Genomic DNA, 6,684 nt, shown 5'->3' with positions numbered 1-6,684 from the left:
TCGCTGGAATGCATCACGGCGACAAGTATCTGCTTGCCGTCATCGCATATCACGCGCAGCCGGTAGAAGAGCTCGGCGGGATCGATCTCTGAAATATCGCAGAAGAGGTATCCGGCGCGCGTGTCGTCGCAGTCGCTGCCGAATTGGTAAGTGAGCGGGAGCGTCCGGCCGTCCCGCAGGACAAGCAGGCCTTTCCCGGTGTGCATCGCCCGCCTCCCACCTCAACGGCGCCGGCCTCCGACGTCGTCCCCACGGGGTCAACAACCCAGCAGTACGCGCCTGTTGCGGGCCGCGACAAGTCGCATTTCGTCTTCCACTGAGCGGGTAGCTGATCGACACGGAACCCTTCCGGTTCCATCCCGTTTCTATTCTGCCGCTTTCGAGCGCCGATGATTTCCCTCAAAGGCGATTCTGGTCCCCTCTCGAAGCGGCAGGGGGCCGTCCAGGCCGGCTTCCTGATTTCGGCCCCGCTGGCTTCGACTGGCGGGGCCTTTTTCGTTTCAGCTGATGCGAGCAAGCAGGTCGACGATTTGCAGCGTCAACGATTTGCAGCGTCAACCAGAGCAGGTCGATCATGTTCTTGATCGTGAGCGAAAGTGCTGGCCGATGGTTATTGCGCTTTACCCGGCCTTCGCCTTTAGCGCCGCATAGCGGTCGATCTCAGCACGGAGGTAGGCCACAGCTTTGTCGCCGCGGTGGCCTTTGATGCCCTTGGAGCCGTCCTTCACGCCATCGAGGACTTCATTGCGATCGGCGAGCTTCATCCCGGCGAGGTAGCGAACTTCACATTCGTGCTGCCACTCGTTCGACCAGGTCGAAACCTCGCGGCCGAAGAGGACGGAGAACTTCATGGGCGGGTTGTCAGGCGGATAGGACATGCGCCGGCCGTGACAGATTCCCGTGCTGTCCGAAATGGTCTGAGCCGTCAGTACAGGCACCGGGTGATCAATTTTCCCCATGGAAGGGCGAAGCAGCGCTCATCTTCGTAGTGGAGAGGTGTCCCGTCCTCCAGCGAGTATGAGACGGTCGAGAGCCCCGGCTTGTTCTGCCAAGCGATCACCGTGTAGCGGTTACCTTCATCGTCCTGGCAGGGCTCTCGATAGAGTTCTCGCCTGCTGCTGTAGGTCCGGCGTACCGGGAATATGGAGGTTTGCGCTGTGACCATGGCGATTAGCTCCGAAGCGACTTGTCGGCCTGGAGGCTCTTCTTCAGTGCGTCGAAGAGGTTGATGACATTCGCCGGCCGCCCGTCCTCGCGAGTGGCAGAAACCCGCGCGCCCTTCCGGCGCTTCTTCGACGCGATCAACTTAAGCAGGTGTTCCTGCACCGGATCCTTGACCATCTCCGGCGACCAGTCTGCGGTCTTCGACTTGATGAATTTCTGCGCCAGATCGAGCAGTTCGGGTTCAGGCTTCTCCTGCTCAATACCGGAGAAATACGCCTTCTCATCGCGGACCTCGTCGCCGTAGCGCAGCGTCCAGAGCACGATGCCGCGGTCGCGGGCTTCGAGCATGACCGCGCGCTCCCGGCGATACAGAACGACGCGAGAGATGCCGGCCATCTTTGACGCGGCCATAGCGTCGCGGATCACCGAGAAGGCTTCTTCGCCGACATCGCCGTCCGGCACCAAGTAATGGGGACTATCGAGGTAGAGCCACGGGATCGAGTCGCGCGGCACGAACTTGTCGATGTCGATCGTGCGGACGGTGTCGAGCCGGACGGCCTCAAGCTCCTCATCCTCTATGACGACGAAGCGGCCGGCTTCGGCCTCGTAGCCCTTAGCCTGGTGATCGGGCTTGACGGGTTTGCCGCTGTCGGCGTCAACGTAGCGGCTGACGATCCGGTTGCCGGTTTCGCGGTTCAGTGTGTGGAACCGGACCTTCTCGCTTTCCGACGTCGCCGGCGACATCGCGACCGGGCAGGTCACCAGCGACAGTTTGAGATAGCCCTTCCAATAGGTCCGTTCAGCCATGCAACGCAACTCCGGCAACGAAACTGCGGACTCAATGCCGGGCAAACGAATCAGTTCCGCGAGGCGGGAACATGCGCGGCGGCCCGGCATTGAATCGTGTTGTTGCGTATGGGGTGAGTGTCATGGTCGCGGCGCGTGCGAACGGGAAAGGCTATCTGAAGTTCGGCGAGATCAGTTGTCCGGTTGCGCTCTATACCGGGGCCAGCACATCGGAGCGCATTTCGTTCCACACGATCAATCGCGACACCGGTCATCGGGTGCGCCGCGAGTTCGTCGATCCAGTCACGGATGAGCCAGTCGATCGCGAACACCAGATTAAGGGCTTCGAGATCGACAAGGACCGCTACGTCGAGGTTGAGCCCGAGGAAATCGCAAAGGCGGTTCCAGAGAGCAACAAAACCCTTGCCGTCGCCGCCTTCATCCCCTGTGGCGACATCGACACGATCTATTTCGACAAGCCCTATTACCTGGCGCCGGACGGCAAGATTGCCGATGATGCCTTCGCCGTGATCAGGGAAGCGCTTCGGGCCAGCAAGGTCGGCGCCCTCGCGCACGCTGTGCTGTTTCGCCGCTATCGCGCACTGCTGATCCGAGCCCAGGGGCTCGGCCTCGTCGCCCATACTCTCAACTTCGACTATGAGGTGCGTTCGGCATCGGAAGCCTTCGACGGCATCCCGAAGCTGAAGATCCAGAAGGAGATGCTGGATCTCGCCAAGCACATCATCGACACCAAACGCGGAACGTTCGACCCGTCAACCTTCGATGATCGCTATGAGGCCGCGGTCGCTGAACTAGTGAAGGCGAAGCTCGCCGGCAAGGCGCTTCCGGTCGCGAAGAAGGCCAAGCAGCCCAAGGTCGTCGATCTGATGGCGGCCTTGCGCGCCAGCGCCGGTCAGGCTGCCCCTCCGCCCGTAAAGCGCAAAGCGTCGCGGAAAGCAGCTTAGCCTGCCAGCCTCGTTCGGGTCCGGAAATTTCCGCCAGTCGATCCCGCTTCGTCGAGTCAGGAGCCTTTCACTCTGGAACTAACGTCGCTAGGTCGCGTTCTCAAGCCGGATTGAGAGAGGTGCTCGATCTCAGCTCGAGCAATGGGCTGGAGGCCCAAGTGAACCCCGCCACCGCCGTGGCGGGGTTTGCTGTTTTGGGTGAACGCCGACATTGCCCATCGTTCATCATTTGCAGCCAAGCTCTTGAAGCGCCTTCGATGCGGCGTGGCGCCGAGCTGCCGTCTTTCCCCTCCCATGGCGTGTGTGGCTCGGCGTCTTTTCCCGCTATCCGGCGAGGGCGGCCGCGATGTCGTGTTCAAGTTCGATCAGGATGCGCCGATAGTCTGCCGCGATAACTACCGCCGCCGGTTCCGCTTTCTGAGACCACCGGATGTGAGCGAGCGACGCTAGCTCGTAGCTTTCATAGAGGTCGAGAATCGAACCGTGGGCGGCTCGCTCAAGCTCGCCCCGCCGCTCGGGCCAGCGGAGCATCAGCCGCGCTAGCCCTGATTTCTGTTCTGGCGTCATAGCGACCGCTGCGATCAAAGGCGTAAGTTAATCCCTCTTTGGACCCGCAAATATTGTCCTTGATGTCTAGGTTTTCGCGCCTTCGCAGCGGGGAAATGCAATCCCATCCATGAACTCCGCGTCGAGGCCCCGAGGGGAGGGCGCGCATGCGGCTTTATTGGAGGGCAGAACTGGATCGCCTCCAGTGGGATTTGGCGTTGGCGTTCAACCCTGGATGGGGCTACCGTAGCGTTCAGACTGTCAGTTTTGTTGCGCCTTGCGTTCTTGGAGGCGGTCGTGGAAGCTTCAGAACAGTCAAGCCACGATGGCGCAGTCACTGCGTTTCCCGGTGCCGATGCAGTCAGGTCTCAGCTGGATCGTATCGCCGGAAGCAAGGATTTCATTGTCCCGGAACGCATCACGGCGTTTCTCCAATYCATTGTCGATGAGACGCTTTGCGGGCGACAGCGCCAACTGAAAGCCTACACGATTGCGATTGCTGTGTTTGGCCGATGTGAAGACTTCGACGCAATGAACGACCCAGTTGTGCGGATTGAGGCAGCCCGCCTGAGGCGCGCTTTGGAACGGTATTATTTGCTCGACGGGAAACGGGATCCGGTCGTTATCGAGGTGGCAAAGGGAAGCTACGTTCCGACATTCCGCTGGCAGCATGCAACGCCGCGGCAGCAGTTTCAGACTGAGCCGCTAAAGGTAACCATCCAAAGCAGAGGCATCGGGCTTGCGGCACTCGCCAACCATCCTTGGTCTTTGGCCTGCGCTCTGTTTCTCGCGTTGGCACTGAGCCTGACCGTTGTCATGCAGGCGATGCCCCTGCAATCGGCTGCGCAGCCATCGACTTCCGAAAAGATGGTTGACCCGGAGGTGATCGTAAAGCCCTTCGCTAGTCTGTCAGCGTCGTCGGAATGCGTAACATTCGCCGCAGCGCTTTCCGAGGAAGTTCTGAATCGCCTCTCACAGCTGAAGCGACTAAAGGTCTTCGGTAAGGGCGGGCCGACCGGTGTATCGACTGCATCGCTCGGTGACCCAATCGTGCCTCGATACATTCTCGAAGGCAGTGTTCGTCAGTCCGGCGACACGTTCCGCATCATCGCGCGCTTGGTTGACAGCCGAACTGCAGCTATCAAATGGGCGTATTCGATGGACCGCGATCCACGTACGGCATCGAATATGGAAGCGGCTTCTGCGGCAGAGCTGGCTGATCTGGTAGCCCTTCAAGCGACCAAACCGTTTTCAGCGACTGATGCGCCAGCGCGCAGCGCAAAGGCGCTCCTGTTGTCAAAGACAGCAGGGCCGGATGCCCCGGCATTGCGCTGAGGCTGGTCGCAAGTTGACTGGGCTCGGCCGTTAAGACGTCGGCAGTGGACCTGCTGGCAACGACGATTTTCAATGACCCACGAAATTCGACGGAACTCGCTACGATGAGGAGCGTTTCCGCCTCCGATTTCGTTTCTTTAGGCGTGATTTCTCGTCGAGCTTCAGAGATCGAGATCGGCTGATCGCATGGTTTTCAGGATAGATTCACCGCAAGAATTCCCAGATCGGGACGCTGAGGTATGCATTTTGTAGCCGTCATCGAAAAAGAACCTCAAACGCTTTACGGCGGATGGTTTCCCGACGTTCCAGGTGCCATCTCCGCCGGTAGGACGCTGGACGAATGCGTCGCATCGGCGCGAACGTGCCTGCGCGAATGGGCCGCTGAGACCCTGGCTCATGGCGAGCACTTGCCCCCGGCTCGTGCTCTTCAGGAAATTCAGGCCGATCGTGACGTCAGAGCAGCACGCCGGCGCGGTGCTGTGTTTGTTGCTGTGCCATTGAAACTATGGGGCTAGCGCCGGCAAACCGTTTCAAGGAACCGGTCCATACCTTCCTTGCCGCTTCCCAGCTCGTGCTTTCACTGCCGGCTGCGCTCCGTTTTCGGACGCCGATGCGGCTTCCGACTTGCGCACCCGCGGTGGTGCTGATCACGCGGTGGACCAACTCGAGGCCACAGGGCCAACCTTGAGTCCTATCGTCAAACCGGACGCTGAGCCGCACACCTGGCGCGGCCTAGTCCTCGCACCGGGTTATCATTTTTCCCGATGGAAGCGAGAAGCTGCACTCGTCTTCATAGTGAACCGGCGTGCCGTCCTTGAGCGTGTAGGATGTCGTTAGGAGGCCGGGCCACTCGCGCCAGACAATGACGATATAGTGGTTGCCATACTCATCCTGGCAGCGCTCCCGATAGAGTTCGCGCTTAGGTGGCATGGGCCGGCGCGCCGACGGCCCTGCAGGTTTTCGCAACGCAACCATCGCAAACCTCACACAACGCTATTGCCAACGATTCAACTGCGGCGGGAGGCGGCTGTTCCGATCGCCACGATTGCCGGCGGGCTCCGCATCGACTTGCCCCGGCTCTCCTGGGCCTTCTCGTAGTGTTCGCTTATGCTCCCGCGAGACGAGAGATTTTTGCCGCCGCACTTGGAGCAGCGATAACGCAGGCAGATGTCCGGGATCGGCAGATCGTCAGGCAGCCCGTACAGGCTGACCTCAGCATAGCGAACACAGTCGTTGCACCAGACCTCAGCCAGCTTGCATCCGCGGGCGCGTTCCGATCCGACCGTCGCCGGCTGGATCTCCTTCCCGTCCTTGTCGTAGGCGCGGCGCGGATTTCGCTTCATAGCGCTCGGATCTGCTCCTCGAATTCCTCCGGGATGGCCCCGTGACGCGCGAGGACGTCGATCGACGCAACTTCACCTGTCTCATCATCCGCGACGACATGGACGACGGCGACGCCCTCTGCAGAGCGCCCGAGCCGCTCCCCTTCGTTCAGCGCGTGATGCTTGGTTTTCGCCGGGACGCGCTGCGCCGGGACGAGCTTCTTCCGATGCGTCTTGGAAGGGCTGAAGGAAGAAGGTGTCGACGTTCATAGCTTGACTCCTAGGCGCGGTTTGTTCTCATTATGTTCTCATACTCGAGGACGCAAGCCATGTCACCCGAACCCGCACCAGAACCCGACTTGGCGAATGAAATTGAGTGCGAAATCAACGATCTTGTCGCTGAGCATGGCAGCGAGCGGCCGCGCTACGGGCAGTTCTGCACGATTTCAACGTTCTGCTCGCCGACGCCGATCGTTCCGTCTCGCGCGGGTATCTGCGCGGGCTGTTCTCACAGGGAGCGCGGCCTGTTCGCGAACCCGAATGACCAATGAAACAGCCGAACGACC

At 60.5% G+C, this 6,684-nt stretch carries 10 protein-coding genes; 5 read left to right on the top strand and 5 right to left on the bottom strand.

Annotated features, from left to right (window positions below):
- The 3 genes from AB4Z10_RS29640 to ku (AB4Z10_RS29630) form a co-directional block, all read right to left on the bottom strand.
- Positions 1–206 (bottom strand): hypothetical protein (locus AB4Z10_RS29640; protein ID WP_441473985.1); only part of this gene is annotated, 206 nt, incomplete at its 3' end.
- Positions 207–620: 414 nt separating this feature from the next.
- Positions 621–851 carry a DUF7696 family protein gene (locus tag AB4Z10_RS29635; protein ID WP_441473984.1) on the bottom strand — a complete coding sequence of 77 codons (231 nt, stop codon included), beginning with the start codon at positions 849–851 and terminating at the stop codon, positions 621–623.
- 319 nt (positions 852–1,170) lie between these two features.
- Positions 1,171–1,971: a non-homologous end joining protein Ku gene (ku, locus tag AB4Z10_RS29630; RefSeq protein WP_441473987.1), complete on the bottom strand. Its 801-nt coding sequence runs from the start codon at positions 1,969–1,971 to the stop codon at positions 1,171–1,173.
- Positions 1,972–2,093: 122 nt separating this feature from the next.
- Between ku (AB4Z10_RS29630) and ku (AB4Z10_RS29625) the strand changes: the two genes are divergently transcribed.
- Positions 2,094–2,915, top strand: a complete 822-nt coding sequence (gene ku / locus AB4Z10_RS29625; RefSeq protein ID WP_441473986.1) for a non-homologous end joining protein Ku — start codon at positions 2,094–2,096, stop codon at positions 2,913–2,915.
- A 324-nt stretch (positions 2,916–3,239) separates the two neighbouring features.
- Here ku (AB4Z10_RS29625) and AB4Z10_RS29620 read toward each other — a convergent pair whose 3' ends face one another.
- Positions 3,240–3,482 (bottom strand): hypothetical protein, encoded by a 243-nt coding sequence (locus tag AB4Z10_RS29620; RefSeq protein WP_441473983.1) that lies wholly within the window; start codon positions 3,480–3,482, stop codon positions 3,240–3,242.
- Positions 3,483–3,758: 276 nt separating this feature from the next.
- On the opposite strand from AB4Z10_RS29620, the gene AB4Z10_RS29615 reads away from it, so the two are divergent.
- A complete protein-coding gene (locus AB4Z10_RS29615; RefSeq protein ID WP_441473982.1) occupies positions 3,759–4,796 on the top strand; it encodes a hypothetical protein in 1,038 nt (345 codons plus the stop codon).
- A 239-nt stretch (positions 4,797–5,035) separates the two neighbouring features.
- Positions 5,036–5,311 carry a type II toxin-antitoxin system HicB family antitoxin gene (locus AB4Z10_RS29610; RefSeq protein WP_441473981.1) on the top strand — a complete coding sequence of 92 codons (276 nt, stop codon included), beginning with the start codon at positions 5,036–5,038 and terminating at the stop codon, positions 5,309–5,311.
- 492 nt (positions 5,312–5,803) lie between these two features.
- Here the strand turns inward: AB4Z10_RS29610 and AB4Z10_RS29605 are convergent, their stop codons facing one another.
- A complete protein-coding gene (locus AB4Z10_RS29605) occupies positions 5,804–6,139 on the bottom strand; it encodes a hypothetical protein (protein WP_441473980.1) in 336 nt (111 codons plus the stop codon).
- Positions 6,140–6,180: 41 nt separating this feature from the next.
- On the opposite strand from AB4Z10_RS29605, the gene AB4Z10_RS29600 reads away from it, so the two are divergent.
- Both AB4Z10_RS29600 and AB4Z10_RS29595 read left to right on the top strand, forming a co-directional pair.
- A complete protein-coding gene (locus AB4Z10_RS29600; RefSeq protein ID WP_441473979.1) occupies positions 6,181–6,390 on the top strand; it encodes a hypothetical protein in 210 nt (69 codons plus the stop codon).
- Between the two features lie 57 nt (positions 6,391–6,447).
- Positions 6,448–6,669, top strand: a complete 222-nt coding sequence (locus AB4Z10_RS29595) for a hypothetical protein (protein ID WP_441473978.1) — start codon at positions 6,448–6,450, stop codon at positions 6,667–6,669.
- The last annotated feature ends 15 nt before the right edge of the window (positions 6,670–6,684 follow it).

This window comes from Allobosea sp. RAF48 (genome assembly GCF_052114025.1).
Classification (GTDB): domain Bacteria; phylum Pseudomonadota; class Alphaproteobacteria; order Rhizobiales; family Beijerinckiaceae; genus Allobosea.
The sequence above is the reverse complement of the archived record's forward strand: the minus strand, read 5'-3'. Positions and strand labels throughout refer to the sequence as shown.